Source organism: Streptomyces sp. NBC_01471, assembly GCF_041438865.1.
Classification (GTDB): domain Bacteria; phylum Actinomycetota; class Actinomycetes; order Streptomycetales; family Streptomycetaceae; genus Streptomyces.
Genome location: NZ_CP109450.1, coordinates 1,067,534 through 1,088,147, shown reverse-complemented (window position 1 = coordinate 1,088,147; position 20,614 = coordinate 1,067,534). Strand labels below are relative to the sequence as shown.

The following is a 20,614-nucleotide window of genomic DNA, read 5'->3' as shown; positions in this document are numbered from 1 at the left end:
CGGATTGGCATGCCGGGCCAAGGGGTTGAGTGAATCAATTCACAATGTTGCGGCTCCGCGCGGGCCCCCGCGGGGCCCCGCGCGTCAGCTCATCCGCAGGGCCAGGAAGAAATCGAGCTTGTCCTCCAGGCGAGAGAGATCACGCCCCGTCAACTGCTCGATCCGGCCGACGCGGTAGCGCAGCGTGTTGACATGCAGGTGCAGCCGGGTCGCACAGCGGGTCCACGAACCGTCGCAGTCCAGGAAGGCCTCCAGGGTCGGGATCAGCTCCGCCCGGTGCCGCCGGTCGTAGTCCCGCAGCGGGTCGAGCAGCCGGGCGGTGAACGCCCGGCGTACGTCGTCGGGGACGAACGGCAGCAGCAGCACGTGCGAGGCGAGCTCGTGGTGGCCCGCCGCGCAGACCCGGCCGGGCCGGGCCGCGGCCACCCGCCGGGCGTGTCTGGCCTCCTCCAGGGCGCCGCGCAGCCCCTCGGCCGAGTGCACGGAGGCGGAGATCCCGAGTGTCAGCCGCCCGTCGTCGGCGAGCCCGGCCGTGAGCGGTTCGCGTACGGCGGTGAGCAGCTCGTCCGCGTGCAGCCCGACGTCCGAGTCCTGGTCCGCGTCGTCCTCACCGGCCTCCGGGGCGAGCGGCGGCAGGGGGACGAGCGCGATGGCCTCGTCGCCCGTGTGGGCCACCGCGATCCGGTCGGACGAACCCGGGCCCGAGCCGCCCGGCAGCGCCTGCTCGACCAGGATCTCCTCAAGGAGGGACTGGGCCACCGGGCCCGCGTCGATCACGGGTCCGTCCTGCTGGTCCCAGTCGACCCGGGCGACGACCACCTGCCAGCGCGGGGCCGTCCCGATGCCCGGCATCAGCACCGGCGCGGCCACCCGCAGCCTGGCCGCGATCTCGGCCGGCGGCGCACCCGTCTGGACCAGTTCGAGCACTTCCTGGGCGAGCCTGCGCCGTACGGTCCTGGCCGCGTCGCGCCGGTCGCGCTCGACGGCGATCAGCTGGGTCACACCCTGGAGCAGATCCAGCCGGGCCGCGGGCCAGTCGCCCGCGTCCGCCTCGACGGCGAGCAGCCAGTCGGAGAGCACCGTCTCGCGCACATCGCGCGGGCCGGACGCCACACCGCGCCCGCCGCCCCGCACCGGGAACAGCGAGTACGAGGTGGAGTCCACCGTGACCCGGTGCGGACCCCGGCGCCCCGTCCGGGTCGCGGCGAGATGCCCGGCCGCCAGTACGGCGCCGGTCCCCTCCGGCAGCGGGTCGCCCGCTCCGGCGATCTGCCGGCCGGTGGGCGAGAGCACCCAGGCGTGCAGGTCCAGGTCGGTGGTCAGCAGGTCGAGCACCACGTCGGGGCCGCCGCCCGCCGGGCCCGAGGTCATCAGCCTGCGGTGCCGGTCCACGACGGCGGCGAGGTCCCCGGCCCGCTCGCCCGAGACCTGTCGCACCACGTATTCGGTGACGACGGCGAAGGCGACCGATTCCTCCACCGCGAAGACCGGCAGCCGGTGGCGCACACAGGCCTCCACCAGGTCGTCGGGGACGCCCCCCAGCTCCGCCTCGCCCGCCGCCAGCCCCACGACCCCGGCGCCCGCCAGGATTCGTACGAACGGCTCGGAGTCCTCCGCGGAGCGCCGCCAGGCGAGCCCCGTCAGGACCAGTTCACCACCGGTGAGATACCGGCTCGGGTCACGCAGGTCCGTGGTCATCACGCCGCGGACCGTGCGGTCCAGCTCGTCCTCACCGCCGAGCAGCCGCAGGCCCAGCGCGTCCGTGTCCAGCAGTGCGCGCAGCCGCATCTCGTCGCCGCCGATCCGTATCGTCCGCCGATCCGGTGCAGCCGGTCGGCGGAACTTGTCGTTTCCAGAGGAAAGCCAAGAGGTAACTGAACCTTGTCTTTCGTTCGAACATACAAGACGACCAAGGTCACCAGCCAACTCCTTCATGGTTTCGGTGACTGCACCCCGCGCGGCCCGGCTTGTGTACTTGTGCCGTCAAGCGTTAACAGCAGATGAACGTCCAGTCGAGGGCCGGCCGTCCAGGCCCCAGCGAACAACCCCGAATGAGAAGAAGAGAGCCACTACATGGACTTCCTTCGCCCCGCCAGCTGGGAGGAGGCGCTCGCCGCCAAGGCCGAGCACCCCACGGCTGTGCCGATCGCCGGTGGTACCGACATCATGGTGGAGATCAACTTCGACCACCGCCGGCCCCAGTACCTCCTGGACCTGAACCGCATCGGCCTCCTCAGCGAGTGGCATGTCGGCGAGGAGACCGTCCAGCTGGGCGCGTCCGTTCCGTACGCCAAGATCATGGAGAACCTGCGCACCGAGCTGCCCGGTCTCGCGCTCGCGTCCCACACCGTGGCCTCCCCGCAGATCCGCAACCGCGGCGGTGTCGGCGGCAACCTCGGCACCGCGTCGCCCGCCGGTGACGCCCACCCGGCGCTGCTCGCCGCCGACTGCCAGGTCGAGGCCGAGTCGGTGCGCGGCTCCCGGCTGATCCCCATCGACGACTTCTACACCGGGGTGAAGCGCAACGCGCTCGCCCCCGACGAGCTCATCAAGTCGGTCCACTTCAAGAAGGCCGACGGCCCGCAGCAGTACTCCAAGGTCGGCACCCGCAACGCCATGGTCATCGCGGTGTGCGCCTTCGGTATCGCGCTGCACCCCGAGACCCGCACCGTCCGCACCGGCATCGGATCGGCGGCGCCGACCCCGATCCGGGCGAAGGCGGCCGAGGACTTCCTGAACGCGGCGCTCGACGAGGGCGGCTTCTGGGAGAGCGGAAAGATCATCACTCCGTCGATCGCCAAGCAGTTCGCTCAGCTGGTCTCCGGCGCGGCGAACCCGATCGACGACGTCCGCGGTACGGCGAGCTACCGCCGCCACGCCGTCGGCATCATGGCCCGCCGCACGCTCGGCTGGACCTGGGAGTCGTACCGCGGCAACGGCCGCAGCACAGAGGGAGTCGCATAATGCGCGTGAACTTCACGGTCAACGGCCGTCCGCAGGAGGCCGACGACGTCTGGGAGGGCGAGAGCCTGCTCTACGTGCTCCGCGAGCGCATGGGCCTGCCCGGTTCCAAGAACGCCTGCGAGCAGGGCGAATGCGGCTCCTGCACGGTGCGCCTCGACGGCGTCCCGGTCTGTTCCTGCCTGGTCGCCGCCGGGCAGGCCGAGGGCCGCGAGATCGTCACGGTCGAGGGCCTGGCGGACTACGCCAAGCACCGCGAGGGCGCCCACCCCGGCACCGGCTGCGGCTCCTCCGGCTGCGGCACCAGCCTGGACGACGCCAAGCGCTGGCAGTCCAAGCCGACCGACGGCCGTTCCGGCGAGACCCGCGAACTCTCCCCGATCCAGCAGGCGTTCATCGACGCCGGCGCCGTGCAGTGCGGTTTCTGCACCCCGGGTCTGCTGGTCGCCGCCGACGAACTGCTGGAGCAGAACGACTCGCCGTCCGACGCGGACATCCGTGAGGCGCTCTCCGGCAACCTCTGCCGCTGCACCGGTTACGAGAAGATCCTCGACGCGGTCCGCCTCGCGGCCGCTCGCCAGGAAGAGACGGTCTGATCATGGGCGTCACTGGTTCACCCACCAACATCCAGCAGAGGTCGAAGACCAAGGGCGGCATCGGCGAGTCCACGCTCCGCCCCGACGGCACCCTCAAGGTCACCGGCGAGTTCGCGTACTCGTCCGACATGTGGCACGAGGACATGCTCTGGGGCTTCACGCTCCGCTCCACCACCGCGCACGCCGAGATCAAGTCGATCGACGTCTCGGAGGCGCTCGCCACCTCCGGCGTCTACTCCGTGCTCACCTACGACGACCTGCCCACCGAGATGAAGAACTACGGCCTGGAGATCCAGGACACCCCGGTTCTCGCTCACGGCAAGGTCCGCCACCACGGCGAGCCGGTGGCCATCGTCGCCGCCGACCACCCGGAGACCGCACGCCGGGCCGCCGCCAAGATCAAGATCGAGTACGTCGAGCTGCCCGTCATCACCGACGAGGCGTCGGCGACCGGCCCGGACGCGCTGCTCATCCACGAGGGCCGCGACGACCACCACATCGGCCACGTCCCGCACCCGAACATCGTGCACCGCCAGCCGGTCATCCGCGGCGACGCCGACGAGGCCGCGAAGCGCGCCGACATCATCGTCTCCGGCGACTACGTCTTCGGCATGCAGGACCAGGCCTTCCTCGGCCCGGAGTCCGGTCTCGCGGTGCCCGCCGAGGACGGCGGCGTCGACCTGTACGTCGCCACCCAGTGGCTGCACTCCGACCTCCGGCAGATCGCCCCCGTCCTCGGCCTCCCCGAGGACAAGGTCCGGATGACGCTCTCCGGCGTCGGCGGCGCGTTCGGCGGCCGCGAGGACCTGTCGATGCAGATCCACGCCTGCCTCCTGGCGCTCCGCACCGGCAAGCCGGTCAAGATCGTCTACAACCGGTTCGAGTCCTTCTTCGGCCATGTGCACCGCCACCCGGCGAAGCTCCACTACGAGCACGGGGTCACCAAGGACGGCAAGCTCACCCACATGAAGTGCCGGATCGTGCTGGACGGCGGCGCGTACGCGTCCGCGTCCCCGGCCGTCGTCGGCAACGCCGCCTCGCTCGCCGTGGGCCCGTACGTCATCGAGGACGTCGACATCGAGGCCGTCGCGCTGTACACCAACAACCCGCCCTGCGGCGCCATGCGCGGCTTCGGCGCGGTCCAGGCGTGCTTCGCGTACGAGGCCCAGATGGACAAGCTCGCGGCGAAGCTGGACATGGACCCGGTGGAGTTCCGCCAGCTCAACGCCATGGAGCAGGGCACGCTGCTGCCGACCGGCCAGGCCTGTGACTCGCCCGCGCCCGTCGCCGAGCTGCTGCGGCTGGTCAAGTCGCGTCCGCTGCCGCCCGAGCAGCAGTGGCTCTCGGCCGGTGAGGACGCGGACGTCCGCGCCCTGCCCGGCGGGCTCTCCAACACCACGCACGGCGAGGGCGTCGTACGCGGTGTCGGCTACGCGGTCGGCCTCAAGAACGTCGGTTTCTCCGAGGGCTTCGACGACTACTCCACCGCCCGGGTGCGGATGGAGATCATCAACGGCGAGCCCGTCGCGACCGTGCACACCGCGATGGCCGAGGTCGGCCAGGGCGGCGTCACCGTCCACGCGCAGATCGTCCGCACCGAACTCGGCGTCAACCAGGTGACCATCCACCCGGCCGACACCCAGGTCGGCTCGGCCGGTTCGACGTCCGCCTCCCGGCAGACGTACATGACCGGCGGCGCGGTCAAGAACACCGCGGAAGCGGTCCGCGAGAAGGTCCTGGAGATCGGCCGCGCCAAGCTCGGCACGTACCACCCGGCCTGGGCGACGGCCGAACTCCTCCTGGAGGGCGGCAAGGTCGTCACCGACGGCGGCGAGGTCCTGGCGGACCTGGTCGACGTGCTGGAGGACGAGGCGGTGGACCTGGAACTGGAGTGGCGCCACCGTCCCACGGTCGCCTTCGACCTGGTGACCGGTCAGGGCGACGGCCACGTCCAGTACTCGTTCGCCGCGCACCGTGCGGTCGTCGAGGTGGACACCGAGCTCGGCCTGGTCAAGGTCATCGAACTCGCGGTGGCCCAGGACGTCGGCAAGGCGCTCAACCCGCTCTCCGTCGTCGGCCAGATCCAGGGCGGTACGACCCAGGGCCTGGGCGTCGCGGTGATGGAGGAGATCATCGTCGACCCGAAGACCGCGAGGGTGCGCAACCCCTCCTTCACGGACTACCTCATCCCGACGATCCTCGACACACCGACGATCCCCGTCGACGTACTCGAACTCGCCGATGAGCACGCGCCGTACGGTCTGCGCGGTATCGGCGAGGCCCCGACCCTGTCCTCGACGCCGGCCGTCCTCGCGGCGATCCGCAACGCGACCGGGCTCGAACTGAACCGGACACCGGTCAGGCCGGAGCACCTCACGGCCACCTGACCGGCCCCAGGCTCTCCGGGCGGCGTGTGCCTCCTAGGAACGTCACACTTCCCAGCGCGCGCCGCCCGGAGCCCCCAGTACCGCCCCGCTCGCGGTCCTTGCCCCCACAGTCCCCACATTGCAGTACCCCGTCTCGGGCCGTCCCCCGGGTCGTGCAGCCCTAGCAGCATCCCAAATCCCGCGTCTCCAATCTCCAGGCGGGTGCCCCTTTGAACCTTGGGAGTAGGCACCATGACCCAGCAGTCCCTCGAGCCAGAGACCGTGCCGGAAGACGCCGGCGCGGGCACGCGCCAGCCGGCCGGAAGGTCTTGGCTGGACCGGTACTTTCACATAACCAAGAGAGGGTCGACCGTCGCGACGGAGGTCCGCGGCGGCATCACCACCTTCATGGCGATGGCGTACATCATCCTCCTGAACCCGGTGATCCTCTCCGGGGCCGATGTCACGGGCCACCACCTCAACGGCGGCCAGATCACCACCGCCACCGCCCTCGCCGCGGCCGTCACCACCCTCGTGATGGGCTTCATCGGCAACGTGCCGCTGGCCCTCGCGGCGGGGCTCGGTGTCTCGGCCGTGATGGCGTACCAGGTCGCCCCCGAGATGACCTGGGGCAACGCCATGGCGATGTGCCTCATTTACGGCGCCATCATCGTGCTCCTGGTCGTCACCGGCCTGCGTGAACTGATCATGAACGCCATCCCACTGGCGCTGAAGCACGCCATCACCATGGGAATCGGCCTCTTCGTGTGCCTCATCGGCCTGATCCAGGCCGGGTTCGTCACCGGGATGAAGGGCCCCGGCGGCGTCACCGGGGCGAAGCCGCTCCAGCTGGGCACCAGTGACATGCTCACCGGCTGGCCGGTGGTCTGCTTCGCTGTCACCCTCCTGCTGATCTTCGCCCTCCAGGTCCGCAAGGTCCCCGGCGCGATCCTGATCGGCATCGTCGGCGGGACCGTCTTCGCCGCGATCGTCCACCAGGTCGCCGGCCTCAGCCAGAAGGACTGGGGACTCAACGCCCCCGCGCTCCACGGCTCGCCCGTCAGCGCGCCGGACTTCGGCCTCTTCGGCAGTGTCTCGTTCAGCGGTATCGGTCACGTCGGTGGCATCACCGTCGGCGTCATCGTCTTCACCCTGGTCCTCGCCGGATTCTTCGACGCGATCGGCACGATCATCGGCGTCGGCCAGCAGGCCAACCTCGTCGACAAGGACGGGAAGATGCCGGGCCTCAACAAGGCCCTGACCATCGACGGCGCCGGCGGCATCGTCGGCGGTCTCGCCGGAGCGTCGGGCCAGACGGTCTTCGTCGAGTCCACCGCGGGCGTCGGCGACGGTGCGCGCACCGGCCTCGCCAGCGTCGTCACCGGCCTCGGCTTCGCGCTCTGCCTGGTCTTCACCCCGCTCGCCCAGCTCATCCCCACCCAGGTCGCGTCCGCCGCGCTGGTCGTCATCGGCTCGATGATGCTGACCAACGCCAAGCACATCGACTGGAACGACCAGGCCACCTCCATCCCGGTGTTCCTGACCACCGTTCTGATGCCGTTCGCCTACTCCATCACCGTGGGCATCGCGGCCGGCGTCATCTCCCACGTCCTCATCAAGGCCGTCCAGGGCAAGTTCCGGGAGATCGGCTGGCTGATGTGGGTGCTCACCGCAGTGTTCCTGGCCTACTTCGCACTCCATCCCATCGAGAGCTGGCTGGGCGTCAGTTAGCCCATCCCCCTTTCACACATCCGTGAGGAGACCGACATGCTGGACATCGCCGAAGAACTGAACCGGTGGGTCGAGCAGGGACGCGAATTCGCCGTCGCCACAGTCGTGGCGGTCGGCGGAAGCGCACCGCGCCGCCCGGGAGCCGCACTCGCGGTGGACACCGAGGGCACAGCGATCGGGTCGGTCTCCGGCGGCTGTGTGGAAGGGGCGGTCTACGAGCTGTGCCAGGAAGCCCTGGAAACGGGCCGCAGCGTCGTCGAACGCTTCGGCTACAGCGACGAGGATGCCTTCGCCGTGGGTCTGACCTGCGGCGGAGTCATCGACATACTGATCACCCCGCTCCGCGCCGGCGCACCCTCGCGGGAGACGTACGTGGCCGCGCTGGCCGCCGCCGCCGAGGGCACGTCGGCAGCCGTGGCCCGGATCACCGACGGCCCGGACGACCTGCTGGGCCGCGCCGTGCTGGTCCACACCGACGGATCGTACGAAGGAACGCTGGGCGGCCACCGGGAGCTGGACCGTACCGCCGTCGCCGAGGCGATGGCCCTGCTGGACGCCGGCCGCACCGAGACCGTCACGATCGGCGAGGACGGCTCCCGCTGCGGCCGCCCGCTGACCCTGCTGGTCGAGTCGAGCGTGCCGCCGCCCCGGATGATCGTCTTCGGCGCGATCGATTTCGCTTCCGCCCTGGTCAGCGTCGGCAAACTGCTCGGCTACCGGGTCACTGTCTGCGACGCCCGCCCGGTCTTCGCCACGGCCGTCCGCTTCCCGGACGCCGACGAGATCGTCGTCGACTGGCCGCACCGCTATCTGCAGTCCACCGAGGTCGACAGCAGGACCGTGCTCTGTGTCCTCACACACGACGCCAAGTTCGATGTGCCGCTGCTGAAACTGGCCCTCACCCTGCCGGTCGCCTACGTGGGCGCGATGGGCTCCCGCCGTACCCACATCGACCGGAACACCCGGCTCCGCGAGGTAGGCGTCACCGAGCTGGAACTCGCCCGGCTCCGCTCGCCCATCGGCCTGGACCTCGGCGCCAGGACCCCCGAGGAGACCGCCCTCTCGATCGGCGCCGAGATCGTCGCCCACCGGCGCGGTGGCACCGGCGCCCCGCTCACCGGCGCGCACACCCCCATCCACCACGACGGCTCGACGGGTCCGGCCGGACGGATAGGCTCCGTCGCCTGACACCCCCGGGCAGTGCGTGCGCGGGGGACACGCACTGCCCGGCTTCACCCGATCGGGGCAATTAGGTGGCCTGCGGGGGTACGGGGTGGAACGCGCAGGCATCGAAACACGTCTTCGGGGCTGACCGGCAACAACCCCGAGAGGCAGTGGTGCACATGGCCGTCGACGCATCGAGCGTCACCGTCCCCAGGCAACCGGGCGACGGCGACCGGACGTCGAGAGGCCCCGGGCGCGGCGGACCGCTCCGGGAACTGGCCGGGTCGTGGGCGCTCGTCCTCTCCCTGGTACCGCTCGGCCTGCTCTCCGCGGCGGCCTGGTACGGGCAGTACGTGCGCCCCAGCGCCGACGAGTGGTGCTTCCTGCCGTACGTACGCGACCACGGCATCTCCGGGCTCACCGGCAAGTTCTACTTCCACGACAACGGCCGGATCGCCAACGGCTGGCTCGTCGGCCTCTACGCCGAGCCGGGGGTCCCGGGCCACCAGTGGTTCGGGCTGGTCAGCGGCGTGGTGATGGTGGGGCTGCTGTGGGCGGTGATCGCCCTGGCCGTCCGGGCCGGCCGGCTCACCGTGCCGCGCGGCGTACCGCTGCTCGTGGCCTCCGTCACCGCCGTGGTGTTCCTCCTCGCCACCACCAACACGTACAAGACGTTCTTCTGGCCCGCGGCCTCCGTCTCGCACACCGTGGCGCCCGTGCTCGCCTTCGCCGCGCTGATCCCGGCACTGCTGGCCCGCAGCCCCCGGGGCCGGATCGCGGCCCTCGTCGCCGCGGTATTCGCGGGCACGTTCCTGGGGACGCTGTCCGAGGAGACCTCGGTGGTGCTCATGGTGGTCCTCGCGGGCGTCGTGCTCCTCGCCGGACAGGTCTTCACCGCCGGTGTACGGAGCTTCGTCCGCCGCTGGGCGCTCGCCACCATGGCAGGGGTGGCCATCGGTGTACTGCTCCTGGTGACGTCACCCGGCTCGCGCGAGCGCCGGGAGAAGTTCGGCGCCGGGACCTCGATGCTGGCCCCTCATTCGCTCTCCGCCTCACTGCACCTGTACGCCCACATCCTCTGGACGGTCCTGTCGACCTGGCAGTACCTGGGAGCGGTGGCGGCCGGGCTGGTGCTCGGCCTGGTGGCGCGACGGGAGAAGTCCGGAGTCCTGCTGCCGTGCCGCCCGTTCCTCCTCACGGGCGCCGCGCTGCTGGCGTTCCTCCTCTCCGGTTTCGTGTGCACCGTCATCACGTACCCGGTGTTCGGGAAGCACGTGCTGACCACCCAGCGGACCTGGAACGACTATCTGCTGCTGTACGTCCTGCTGCTCGTCGGCATCGGCGCGCTGCTGGGGCGCGCGATCCGGCTGCGCCCGCCCGGGGCGCTGGCCGCGACGGCCGCGGCGTGCGTCGTCTGCGCCGGGGTCTGCGTGTCGCTGGCCGTCCCGCTGCACACCCTCGGCCATCAGATGCACGTCAGGGCCGAGAAGTGGGACCGCCAGGACCAGTGGATGCGGAAGCAGTCGGCGGGCGGGGCGAAGGTGCTGCCGTACAAGCCGCTCCATGTGGCCAAGATGCTGGAGCCCTTCAGCAAGAAGCCGCACGGATGGCCCGCCAGTTGCGTCGCCGACTACTACCACGTCGACCGGGTCACCCACGCGAAGCGGCTGCCCTGACCCGGTCTTCTCCGGGCGGCGGCGCCGCGCCCGAGTCGATGGCCCAGCGGGCCAGCAGGAACGAGACGGGGGTGACGAGGACACCGGCCGTGATGGCCGCGATGTCCTCGTTCATCCCGAGCATGCTCACCGCGAGGTAGAGCAGGATCCCGCTGCCCGCCACATTGACCAGGCCGGAGAGCGGATAGCGGGCGAACGCGCGCCAGGTGGGGCGGGTACGGCAGGTGATGTACGAGTTGAGCAGGAACGACACGGTGATGCCCACGGCCCAGCCCAGCACATGGGCCGCCAGATACGGCATCCAGTGGTTGAGCGTGGCGAACACCGCGTAGTAGGCACCGGTGTTGGCGACCCCGATCGCCGCGAACGTGACGAACTGCCGGAGCGTGCGTTTCTTCGCGGCCGGTGAGGACGGCGGCGGGGGAGCCGCGGGCGGGGTGCGCGCTGCGTCGGGGCTCATGAGGTCGGCCGCACCTGGCCCGCGGCCTCCAGCGGGGAGCGCGGCGAGAAGTCCCTCGGGCGGTCGTCGGTCTCGCTGACCACGTAGTGCGGCCTGCGCTTCGACTCGTGGTAGATCCGTCCGACGTACTCGCCGATGACCCCGAGCGTGGCGAGCTGGATCCCGCTGAGCGCGACGATCGCGGTGAGGAGCGTCGTGTATCCGGGGGTGTCGACCCCGTCGAGCACGACGTTCCCGATGATGTACATCGCGTAGACGAGCGCCGAGAGGAAGAGGCAGAGACCTGTGTGGATGGCGAGCCGGAGCGGCTTGCTGTTGAACGAGAGCAGCCCGTCGATGCCGTAGTTGAGCAGGTGACGGCCGCCCCACTTCGACTCACCGGCGGCTCGCTCGACGTTCTGGTAGGTGAAGCTGACGGTGTTGAAACCGATCCAGGAGAAGATCCCCTTGGAGAAGCGGTTGCTCTCCGGGAGCGACAGCACACTGTCCACCGCGCGGCGGGACAGCAGCCTGAAATCACCCGCTCCGTCGATGACTTCGACGTCCATGCAGCGCCGGACCAGCCGGTAGTACATCCGGCTGAGCGCGGACCGCAGCGCGCCCTCGCCGGTACGGTCGCGCTGGGCGACGACCTGGTCGTAACCGTGCCGGTGCAGGTCGAGCATGCGCGGCAGGAGCGTGGGCGGATGCTGGAGGTCGGCGTCCATCAGGACGGCCGCGTCACCCGCTGTCATCCGCAGGCCGGCGAGCATCGCCGACTCCTTGCCGAAGTTGCGGCTGAAGGAGGTGAAGCGCACCCGTGAGTCGTCGGCTGCGAGCCGGCGGAGTTCGCTCAGGGTCCGGTCTCCGCTGCCGTCGTCGACGTAGCAGATCTCGAATGTCTCCCTGGTCGGTTCGAGCGCGGCGACCAGCGCGGTATGGAAGTCGCCGATCACCTCTGCTTCGTTGTAGCACGGTACGACAACCGAAAGGTGGACCATCGTCATTCACTCCGTGTCTGTCGTGCGAACGGCGATTTCCCTCCGGAAATCGCTACCCATGAAGAACGGTGGTGAGGGCGACGGGGTTGCCTGTCGTGACCAAACCGATTCAGACTTTGCGGCAACGGGTCATTCCGCTCGAAAAGGAACCGAACGGTGGTGAGTCGGACCCGCCACAAGGGTGCGGGCCGGTGTAGGGCTCAGGCCTGCGGGACCTTCCCGGACGTGCGCCGGTGGGTCAGCGCGCCCTCCCAGTACTGCGCGGGGTCCGCCTGCTGGAGGGCCTCCTCGGCGAGCTTCCGCGCCTCGGCGAGAACGTCGCCCTGCTCCTGGACCAGCTGGTCGTATATCGGCGAACCTGGGGTGGAGAGGTAGCTCACTGTCGTACGTTCCTTAGATCTCGGGTTCCTGTCCAGCCGCTGGTGCCCGGAAAGCGCCGGACCATGCACGATCCCGCCGCTCCGCGCCCATCGGACCGGGGAACCGGACCCGCCCGCCCCAGCCAGGAGTCCCGAGTTGAACACCTCACCTGTCTCCCCGCACCGGATGGACCCGTCCGGCGGCTGTCCGCACGCCGACAACGCGCGGCTCCTGGCCGGCGGCTCCGTGGTCCCGGTCGTCCTGCCCGGCGAGGTCGCCGGGGCCGCGGTCCTCGGGCACGCGGCGCTCAGGGAGTTCCTCGCGCACCCCGACATCGCCAAGGGGCCTGAGCACTTCACCGCCCTCCGGGAGGGGCGGATCGAGGAGGGCTGGCCGCTGCGGACCTTCGCCACCGTGCGGTCCATGACCACGGCCGACGGCGCGGACCACCGCAGACTGCGCTCGCTGGTGAGCCGGGCCTTCACCGGGCGCCGGGTGGAGTCGCTGCGGCCGCGGATCGAGACGCTCGCCGCCGGGCTGCTCGACGGCATGGCGGCCGCGGCGGACGGGGACGGCACGGTCGATCTGCGCCGGCACTACGCGCTGCCGCTGCCGATGGGTGTCATCTGCGAACTCCTCGGGGTCGGCCCGGAGTACCGGGAGCGGCTGCACCACCTCTCCGATCAGGTGGTCTCCACCGGCATCGGACCCGAGGAGGTGGTGGCCGCCAATCAGGAGATGGCCGCCGTGCTGGCCGAGGTCGCGGCGGCGCGGCGCGAGCGGCCCGGCGACGATCTCACCAGCGCGCTGATCACGGCCCGCGAGGAGGACGGCGACCGGCTGAGCGAGCCGGAGCTGATCGGCACCCTGCTGCTGATGATCGTCGCCGGTCACGAGACGACGCTGAACCTCGTCGTCAACGCGGTCCGGGCGCTCTGCGCCCACCGGGACCAGCTCGCCCTGGTCATGGCGGGCCGGGCCACCTGGCTGGATGTCGTCGAGGAGACACTGCGGTGGGACAGCCCCGTCAGTTTCTTTCCCTTCCGCTACCCGACCCGCGACCTGTCCATCGCGGGCACCGTGATTCCGCGCGGCACCCCGGTGCTGGCCGGGTACTCGGCGGCGGGCCGCGACCCGGCCGCCCACGGACCGGACGCCGACCGGTTCGACATCACCCGGGACGCCCGCCATCTCTCCCTCGGGCACGGCCCGCACTTCTGCCTCGGCGCACCGCTCGCCCGGCTGGAGGCCACCGTCGCCCTGGAACGGCTCTTCGCCCGCTTTCCCGCAGTGGAACTGGCCCTGCCCGAGGGGGAGTTGCCCCGGCACACGGGTTTCGTGGGGAACGGGGTGCGCGAGCTCCCCGTACGGCTCGGCCCCGACCGGTGCGCACCGCCCCGGTGATCCGCGGGGCGGACCACGGCTGCGTACGGGCCGCACATCGCCCCGGCCGGGGCGCAGCGGCCCACTGTCCCGGCCGTCCATGATGTGGTCGGTGGTTTGACCGGGTTCAGCCGTGCCGGATACGTTGCGCGCCATGCAGCCCTCCGCACACCTGACGACTCGTGGTCATGTCGACCTCAAGCGTGTGTGCTCCGCGGCGTGTCACCGGGCCTGAACGCCCTGGCTGTACGGCGCCGTCCGCTGATGCCATCTCCTCGTACCGGTTCCTCCCGGCAGCGCGGCGCCCTCCCCGGAAGAAGCAGAGCTCGGCCGGCCGCTCGCCGGCGGGGTCTGCCGTGCGGCTCCGCAGCGGAGCCCGACTGGAGTGCCACCCACCGAGCAACGGGATGCCATCCGTGGACCGTCCGCCCGCGCCCGCCCGCCGCCCCGCCCCCTTCCGCCGCTCCGACATTCCGGCCGCCGGGCCGCAGCGCCGTGCTGCCGGCGGTGCCACCGGCGCCGTACTCGCCGCGATCCTCGACCACGGGCCGGTGGCGCGCTCCACCGTCGCCCGGCTCACCGGGCTGTCGCCCGCATCGGTCACCGGCCACTCCAGACAGCTGCTGGCGCGCGGGCTGATACGGGAGGCCGCCGAGACCGCGGGGCCCCGCGGTCTCGGGCGGCCGCACATCCCCGTGGAGATCGACACCGGTCAGTGGCTGGTGGCCGGTGCGCACATCGCCGTGGCGCACTCGACACTCTCGCTGATGGACCTGCGCGGCCGGATCGTGGCCGAGGACCGGCAGCCGCACCGGGACACGGCCCCCGGGCGGGTGCTGGGCGGGCTGGCCGCGCGGCTGCCCGGGCTGGTCGCCGCGCACGCGGGCGGCCGCACCGTGCTCGGGCTCGGTGTGGCCACCGGGAACCGGGTCGACCCCGCGGCCGGGACGATCGTGGACCATCCCCAACTCGGCTGGCGCGATGTGCCGGTACGCGAGCACCTCGCCGCAGCCACCGGGCTGCCGGTCCATGTCGACAGCCACGCACGGGCGCTGGCGCGCGCGGAGCAGATGTTCGGTGAGGTGACCACCCGCGCCAGCGCGGTCCTGCTCTTCGTCGGCGCCGTCATCGACGCAGCCTTCACCTCCGCCGGGACGGTCCATCTGGGGCCGCGCGCCGGTGCGGGGAGCGTGGCGCACCTGCCGGTCGGCCCGGACTGCCGGACCGGTGCCCCGGTGGCCTGCATGTGTGCCAGGCCCGGCTGCCTCCACTCCGTGGCCTCGGAGTCCGCACTGCTGAGCCGGGCAGCCGAACAGGGCCTGTGCGTAACGTCGTTCAGCGCCCTGCTCGATCTCGCCCTGGCCGGTGAACCCCGAGCGCGGGACCTCTTCAGGCACCGGGCCCGGTACGTCGGCCGGGCGGCGGCCCTGCTGCTGGACACATTCGACCCCGAGGTCCTGGTGGTCGTCGAACCGGGAGCCGCCCGGCTGCCGGAGTGTCTGGCCGTGCTCAGGGCGGCGGCGGGCGAGCGCTCCCTGGTCTGTGACGACCCCGAACAGGCGGTGGTGCCCGGCAGTTTCAGCGGATCGGTGCTGGCCACCGCGGGCGGCGCGGTGGCGCTGGGCGCCCTGTACGCGGACCCGCTCGGCCCCTGGCCCGCAGTGTCCGCCGTGTGCTGACCGGCCCCGGCGGCGCACCGGATTAATTCAGAACGTTGCATTGTTGACCGGGCGGGAAACGGAACGCGAGGATGGATTCATGACCGGACCGCAGCGGATTTCCCAGCGCATGCCCCATGGGGCATGCGACTGCCGCGCGGCTGCGCCGGCCGGCGTCTTCACCCGCCTTTTCTGTTGTCGCCCCGTCCGGGTGCCCCGATAACAGCCGGGTGTCCCGCCCGCTCCCACTGAAGAGCGTGCGCATCCCCCGCTTTCCCGCATTCTCGCCCTCGCGCTTTCCTTCATTCTTTTTCCTGCTCTCGGGCACGCCGTGCTGATCCGGCATGCCCGGGGCCGATTTCCCCTGGGGAGACCATGACCGTCACCGCTGCTCCGTATCCCGCGCCGTCCTCGTACTCCGCACCCGGAATCGCTCCCGAGCGGTTCCGGCAGGTGTTCCGCCGCTATCCCGCCGGGGTGGTCGCCGTCACCGCCGACTCCGGCCGGGGGCCGGTCGGGTTCACCGCGACCTCACTCACCTCGCTCTCCCTCGATCCGCCGCTGGTGTCCTTCGGTATCGCGGAGACCGCCTCCTCCTGGCCGCACATCGAGCGCGCCACCACAGCCGTGGTCAACTTCCTCGGCTCCGACCAGGAGCCGCTGGCCAGAACGTTCGCGACGAGCGGCATCGACAGGTTCGCCGCGCCCACCGAGTGGCGGCGGCTGCCGGGCGGTGAGCCGGTGCTCGGCGGGGTGGCCGGCTGGCTGCGGGTCCGCGTCGAGCAGACCGTGCCCGCCGGGGACCACCGGATCGTGGTGGCGCGGGTCGAGGACTCCTGGCTCGACGGGGGCCGCGGCCCGCTGGTGTTCCACGACGGTACCTACCGGTCGCTCTGAACCCGCTGTCCGTGCCGCCGTCCGCCCACTGACCAGGAATCACCATGCCAGCATTCCCGCCATCCGTTCCCGCCGGCCGCCGGTCCTTTCTCGCCCTCATGGGCGGAGCGGTACTCGGTCTCGCCGGGAGCGCTCCGCAGACCAGTACCGCAGCCAGTGGGCAACCGCTCGGGAAACTCCCGTCCGGCGCGCCGCCACCGGGAACGAAACTCTCGGTGGCCGTCCGGACCACACAACTTCAACTTGCCCCGTCCGGACTGAAAAAGGAGCTCCGGTTCACTGTCTCCGACTGGCCGAATCTGAATGCGGGACCCGACATCATCCAGGGATTTCGCGCCCACTCCATCGACCTCGCGGCCAATGCGGGAATTCCCCCGATCCAGGCCGCCGCGATCGGGGTCGGCGCGCGGATCGTGGCGGTCCAGCAGCGCAACCGCCCGGCGTACGTCTTCGCCACCGCCCCGGGCTCGTCGATCAGGAAGGCCGCGGACTTCCGGGGCAGGAAGATCGGCTTCTCGCAGGGCCAGGCACAAGGCGTGGTCGTCCTGCGGGCGTTGAAGAAGGCCGGTCTGCGCAACAGCGACGTCACACTCGTGGCCCTGCCCAGCACCCAGTTCCTCACCGCACTCCAGTCCGGACAGGTGGATGTGGCCCCGCTCGCGGAGCCCACGCTCACCAAGTACCTCAGCCAGTACACCAAGGACGGCGCCCGGGGCGTGCACACCGATGTGGTCGACCTGCTCACTGTTCTCTGGGCACCGGACGAGGTGCTGGACGACCGGGCGAAGGCCGCCGCCGTCCGGGACTTCATCCCGCTCTGGGCCCGCGGCCAGGTCTGGGCGTGGGAGCACCCCGACCGGTGGATCGAGCGGTACTACGTCAAGGACCAGGGCGTCACGGCCGCGGACGGCAGGCGCATCGTCGCTTCCCTGGGCAGACCGGTGTTCACCACACGCTGGGACCGGGCCATCGCCTGGGAGCAGGAGACCGCCGACCTGATGGCCGCGGGCGGCTTCGTCCCCCGGCAGGACGTCACCAAGCGGTTCGACCGGCGTTTCGAGCGGCTGGCGGCCGATGCCGTGCCCGCCGCCTACCGGGAGGGATCATGACCGAAGTACTGCCGGACGCCCGGCTCCGTGACCCGGCGCATCCGGACTCCGTACGCCCCGATGCCGCCCGACCCGATTCCGCCCGACCCGATTCCGTACGCCCTGATTCCGTACAGCCTGAGTCCGCGCGCCCCCGCCCGGAGCACCCCGAGTCCGTACCGCCGTCCCGCACCCGGCCCCCCGGCCGCTCCGCCCGCAGGCGGCTGGGGCCCGGCCGGGCCGTGCCCTTCGGACGGCTGATCGGACCGGCACTCGTGGTCGTCGTGTGGTGGGGCGCGTCGGCCCTCGGCTGCCTCGACCCGAGGATCCTCTCCGGGCCCGGCACCGTGCTCTCCACCGCGGGCGATCTGGCCGCCGACGGACGGCTCCAGGCGAACGTGCTGATCTCGCTCCAGCGCGCCGGGCTCGGGCTCCTCTTCGGGGTGGCGGCCGGAACGGCCCTCGCGGTGGCGGCCGGCCTGAGCCGCACCGGGGAGTACCTGCTCGACGGTCCGCTCCAGATCAAGCGGGCCATCCCCTCGCTGGCGATGCTGCCGCTGCTGATCCTCTGGCTGGGCATCGGCGAGCAGATGAAGGTCACCGTCATCGCCCTCGGGGTCGCGGTGACGGTGTACGTCAACACGTACGCCGCGCTGACCGGCATCGACAGCCGGTATGTGGAGCTGGCGGAATCCCTGGGGCTCAGCCGCGTCCAGTTCATCCGCAAGGTGGTCGGCCCCGGTTCGCTGCCCGGTTTCTTCGTCGGGCTGCGGCTGGGTGTGACCGCCTCCTGGCTCGGCCTGATCGTGGTCGAGCAGATCAACGCCACCAGCGGAATCGGCTACATGATGTTCCAGGCCCAGCAGTACGCGCAGTCCGACGTCATCATCGTCGGTCTTGTGGTCTACGGGGTCTTCGGCTTCGCATCGGACGCCCTGGTCCAGGCGATCGGAAGGAGGGCCCTGTCGTGGCGACGCACCCTGGCGGGCTGACCGCCGCGCCTCCGGCCGTACGGCTGACGAAGCTGGTGCGCCGCTTCGGCGACCGGACCATCCTGCACGAGCTCGACCTGACGCTGGCCCGGGGCGAGTTCACCGCGCTCCTGGGCCCCAGCGGCTCGGGCAAGTCCACCCTGCTGCGGGCCGTGGCCCGCCTCGACCACACGGTCGACGGCTCGGGCGGACTCAGCGTCCCCGAGCGGGTGTCGCTCTCCTTCCAGGACTCCCGGCTGCTGCCCTGGCTGCGCCTGCTGGACAACGTGGTGCTCGGGGTGCGCGGCCCCGGGGTCCGGGAGCGCGGGCTGACCGCCCTGGACGAGGTCGGCCTGGCGGGCCGCGAGCGGGCCTGGCCGCACGAACTGTCCGGCGGCGAGCAACAGCGCGCCGCCCTCGCCCGCGCCCTGGTCCGCGACCCCGAACTGCTCCTGGCGGACGAGCCGTTCGGCGCGCTGGACGCACTCACCCGGATCAGGATGCACGGGCTGCTGCGCGAGCTGTACGAACGCCACCGGCCGGCCGTGCTGCTCGTGACCCACGACGTCGACGAGGCGGTCGAACTCGCCGACCGGGTGCTGGTCCTGGACGGCGGCCGGATCTCCCTCGATCTGACCGTCGACCTCGCCGCACCCCGGACCCGGCGCGATCCCCGGTTCCAGGAGTACCGCGACATCCTGCTCGCCGCCCTCGGCGTGACGGAGCCCGAGCCCCGGGCCGACGCCCTTTCCTAGCCCCCTGACCGCCAGCCCCGGACGCCCGCTCAAGTGCCCAGGGACCTACTGAGGCACGCCCGCGCACCCCCGAGTACACCCGCGTATCTCCTGAGGAGACGACACCGTCATGCCACGTACCCCTGGTACCGCCCCCGGCCGCACCCCGCTGCACCTGAACGCGTTCCTGATGTCCACCGGGCACCACGAGGCGTCCTGGCGGCTCGCCGAGAGCCCGGCGCGCGCCGACTCCGACATCGAGCACTACAAGAACCTCGCCCGGATCGCCGAGCGCGGCAGACTCGACTCACTGTTCCTCGCCGACAGCCCCGTCCTGATGGGCGACCCGGGCAGGCGGCCGGCGGCGAAGCTGGAGCCCACCGTCCTGCTCACCGCACTGGCGGGCGCCACCGAGCACATCGGTCTCATCGCCACCGCTTCCACCAGCTACAACGAGCCGTACAACCTGGCCCGCAGGTTCGCCTCGCTCGACCATGTCTCCGGGGGCCGGGCCGGCTGGAACATCGTCACCACCGCGGGCGCCGACGCGGCCCGCAACTTCGGACTGGACGACACCCCGCTGCACCGCGACCGGTACCGCAGGGCCGCCGAGTTCGTGGAGGTGTCGACCAAACTGTGGGACAGCTGGGCCGACGACGCCGTGGTGGCCGACAAGGAGCGCGGGGTGCACGCACTGGCGGACCGCGTACGCCGCATCGACCACAGCGGCGAGTACTTCCGCGTCGACGGACCGCTGAACGTCCAGCGCCCGCCGCAGGGGTATCCGCTGCTGGTGCAGGCAGGCTCCAGCGAGGACGGGAAGGACTTCGCGGCCCGCTGCGCGGAGGCGGTGTTCACCGCCCAGCAGACACTGGAGGAGGGGATCGCCTTCTACCAGGACGTCAAGCGGCGCGCGCAGGCCGCGGGCCGTGACCCGGTCGGCATCAAGATCCTGCCGGGGATCGTCCCGGTCATCGGCGACACCGAGGCCGAGGCGCGCGAACTGGACGCCGAACTGGACCGGCTGATCATGCCCGAGTACGCCAAGCGCCAGCTGGCCGAGCGGCTGAGGATCGCCCCCGACGACCTGGCACTGGACGAGGAACTGCCCGACGGCATTCCCACCGAGGACGAGATCGAGGGGGCGAAGAGCCGGTACACCCTCGTCGTGGAGCTGGCCCGGCGCGAACGGCTGACGGTGCGGCAGCTCATCGGACGGCTGGGCGGCGGCCGTGGACACCGCACTTTCGCGGGTACGCCGGAGCAGGTGGCCGACACCATCGAGCACTGGTACGACAGCGGAGCGGCCGACGGGTTCAACATCATGCCCGCCGTGCTGCCCTCCGGTCTTGAGACCTTCGTGGACCGGGTGGTGCCGATCCTCCAGGAGCGCGGACTGTTCCGCACCGAGTACACGGGGCGCACGCTGCGCGACCACTACGGTCTGCCGCGCCCCGCCAACCAGTGGTTCGACACTCCCGCACGGAGCGGGGACCGCACCGCGACCGCCCTGGCCGGCTCGGCGACCGGCTGACCCGGCACGGAGCAGCGGGCCCCGGCCGGAATCCCGGCCGGGGCCCGCAGGCCCG

17 protein-coding genes are annotated in these 20,614 nt (G+C 71.3%); 13 read left to right on the top strand and 4 right to left on the bottom strand.

Going from position 1 to position 20,614, the window contains the following annotated elements:
- Positions 1–84: 84 nt before the first annotated feature.
- Positions 85–1,788, bottom strand: a complete 1,704-nt coding sequence (locus OG285_RS04800; RefSeq protein ID WP_371790252.1) for a PucR family transcriptional regulator — start codon at positions 1,786–1,788, stop codon at positions 85–87.
- A gap of 285 nt (positions 1,789–2,073) precedes the next feature.
- Between OG285_RS04800 and OG285_RS04795 the strand changes: the two genes are divergently transcribed.
- The 6 genes from OG285_RS04795 to OG285_RS04770 all read left to right on the top strand — a co-directional run bounded on the left by OG285_RS04795 (position 2,074) and on the right by OG285_RS04770 (position 10,494).
- Positions 2,074–2,964 (top strand): xanthine dehydrogenase family protein subunit M, encoded by an 891-nt coding sequence (locus tag OG285_RS04795; RefSeq protein ID WP_356831287.1) that lies wholly within the window; start codon positions 2,074–2,076, stop codon positions 2,962–2,964.
- Positions 2,964–3,557 carry a (2Fe-2S)-binding protein gene (locus OG285_RS04790; protein WP_356831285.1) on the top strand — a complete coding sequence of 198 codons (594 nt, stop codon included), beginning with the start codon at positions 2,964–2,966 and terminating at the stop codon, positions 3,555–3,557. Before OG285_RS04795 ends, OG285_RS04790 begins: the two co-directional genes overlap by 1 nt.
- A 2-nt stretch (positions 3,558–3,559) precedes the next feature.
- Positions 3,560–5,944 (top strand): molybdopterin cofactor-binding domain-containing protein, encoded by a 2,385-nt coding sequence (locus OG285_RS04785; protein ID WP_356831283.1) that lies wholly within the window; start codon positions 3,560–3,562, stop codon positions 5,942–5,944.
- A 231-nt stretch (positions 5,945–6,175) separates the two neighbouring features.
- The gene (locus OG285_RS04780; RefSeq protein WP_356831282.1) at positions 6,176–7,654 is read left to right on the top strand and encodes an NCS2 family permease; all 1,479 of its coding nucleotides are present in this window, start codon (positions 6,176–6,178) and stop codon (positions 7,652–7,654) included.
- A gap of 36 nt (positions 7,655–7,690) precedes the next feature.
- A complete protein-coding gene (locus OG285_RS04775; RefSeq protein WP_371790251.1) occupies positions 7,691–8,842 on the top strand; it encodes an XdhC family protein in 1,152 nt (383 codons plus the stop codon).
- A gap of 155 nt (positions 8,843–8,997) precedes the next feature.
- A complete protein-coding gene (locus OG285_RS04770; protein WP_371790250.1) occupies positions 8,998–10,494 on the top strand; it encodes a DUF6056 family protein in 1,497 nt (498 codons plus the stop codon).
- Here OG285_RS04770 and OG285_RS04765 read toward each other — a convergent pair.
- The 3 genes from OG285_RS04765 to OG285_RS04755 form a co-directional block, all read right to left on the bottom strand.
- The gene (locus OG285_RS04765; protein ID WP_356831276.1) at positions 10,469–10,954 is read right to left on the bottom strand and encodes a GtrA family protein; all 486 of its coding nucleotides are present in this window, start codon (positions 10,952–10,954) and stop codon (positions 10,469–10,471) included. The two genes, OG285_RS04770 and OG285_RS04765, sit on opposite strands and share 26 nt — an antisense overlap.
- Positions 10,951–11,934, bottom strand: a complete 984-nt coding sequence (locus OG285_RS04760; protein ID WP_356831274.1) for a glycosyltransferase family 2 protein — start codon at positions 11,932–11,934, stop codon at positions 10,951–10,953. Before OG285_RS04760 ends, OG285_RS04765 begins: the two co-directional genes overlap by 4 nt.
- A gap of 200 nt (positions 11,935–12,134) precedes the next feature.
- Positions 12,135–12,314, bottom strand: a complete 180-nt coding sequence (locus OG285_RS04755) for a hypothetical protein (RefSeq protein WP_356831272.1) — start codon at positions 12,312–12,314, stop codon at positions 12,135–12,137.
- Between the two features lie 166 nt (positions 12,315–12,480).
- Between OG285_RS04755 and OG285_RS04750 the strand changes: the two genes are divergently transcribed.
- From OG285_RS04750 to OG285_RS04720, 7 genes are all read left to right on the top strand, one after another.
- Complete coding sequence (locus tag OG285_RS04750; protein ID WP_371793448.1) at positions 12,481–13,698, top strand: cytochrome P450; 1,218 nt, start codon at positions 12,481–12,483, stop codon at positions 13,696–13,698.
- 395 nt (positions 13,699–14,093) lie between these two features.
- The gene (locus tag OG285_RS04745) at positions 14,094–15,356 is read left to right on the top strand and encodes an ROK family protein (protein ID WP_371790249.1); all 1,263 of its coding nucleotides are present in this window, start codon (positions 14,094–14,096) and stop codon (positions 15,354–15,356) included.
- 354 nt (positions 15,357–15,710) lie between these two features.
- Entirely contained in the window at positions 15,711–16,232 is a 522-nt protein-coding gene (locus OG285_RS04740) for a flavin reductase family protein (protein WP_356831268.1), read from the top strand.
- A gap of 44 nt (positions 16,233–16,276) precedes the next feature.
- Positions 16,277–17,341, top strand: a complete 1,065-nt coding sequence (locus tag OG285_RS04735) for an ABC transporter substrate-binding protein (protein WP_371790248.1) — start codon at positions 16,277–16,279, stop codon at positions 17,339–17,341.
- On the top strand, positions 17,338–18,312 hold the full coding sequence (locus tag OG285_RS04730; protein ID WP_371790247.1) for an ABC transporter permease subunit: 975 nt from the start codon (positions 17,338–17,340) through the stop codon (positions 18,310–18,312). The genes OG285_RS04735 and OG285_RS04730 overlap by 4 nt, the downstream gene beginning before the upstream one ends.
- Positions 18,288–19,046, top strand: a complete 759-nt coding sequence (locus OG285_RS04725; protein WP_356831262.1) for an ABC transporter ATP-binding protein — start codon at positions 18,288–18,290, stop codon at positions 19,044–19,046. Before OG285_RS04730 ends, OG285_RS04725 begins: the two co-directional genes overlap by 25 nt.
- A 109-nt stretch (positions 19,047–19,155) precedes the next feature.
- On the top strand, positions 19,156–20,559 hold the full coding sequence (locus OG285_RS04720; protein WP_371790246.1) for an LLM class flavin-dependent oxidoreductase: 1,404 nt from the start codon (positions 19,156–19,158) through the stop codon (positions 20,557–20,559).
- Positions 20,560–20,614 lie beyond the last annotated feature (55 nt).